This window comes from Myxococcus llanfairpwllgwyngyllgogerychwyrndrobwllllantysiliogogogochensis (assembly GCF_006636215.1).
Classification (GTDB): Bacteria; Myxococcota; Myxococcia; order Myxococcales; family Myxococcaceae; genus Myxococcus; species Myxococcus llanfairpwllgwyngyllgogerychwyrndrobwllllantysiliogogogochensis.
This window is the reverse complement of the sequence record NZ_VIFM01000683.1, coordinates 1-514: the sequence shown is the minus strand read 5'-3', so window position 1 is coordinate 514 and position 514 is coordinate 1. Positions and strand designations below refer to the sequence as shown.

The 514-nt window shown below is 66.7% G+C and carries 1 protein-coding gene; it reads right to left on the bottom strand.

The features are described 5' to 3' along the window. Positions 1-109: 109 nt before the first annotated feature. A partial coding sequence (locus FJV41_RS57240) for a UTRA domain-containing protein (RefSeq protein ID WP_141649595.1) occupies positions 110-514 on the bottom strand: 405 nt, incomplete at its 5' end.

The window sequence follows — 514 nt, the reverse complement described above, 5'->3', positions numbered from 1 at the left end:
TGTATATACAAGTTGATCTTCGAAAAATTCAGCGGCTGGTACGAACAGCTTTCGGCGCGGATTGGACCATGAAACGCCCAGCTTGTATATACAGGACGAACATGGCAAATCAGCCGACCAGCGGATGGCCGTCGGCCCGGATGCGGCTGCCCAGCCGGTAGCGCGAGCCCGGGTGCAGGCAGCGCACCAGGGTGACCGGCATACCGCGCGACCAGGTGCGGCGGGTGAGCAGCAGGCACGGATCGCCGCCCGCCATGTCCAGCAGGCGCGCCTGCTCGGCCGTGGGCAGCACGGCATCGACGACGTGCTCCAGCTGGTCGAACGGTACGTTGCGCACCAGGTATTCGGAGGGCTGCATGCGCGTGAAGTCCTGCGCGCCGAACTGCGGCACCGCGCGCGGGTTCACGTAGCGGTCTTCCAGCTGCACGGGCATGCCGTCCTCGCGGTGCACGCAGACCGCATGGAACACCGATTCGCCGGTGCGCAGGTCCAGCGCCGCGGCCACGTCCAGCGG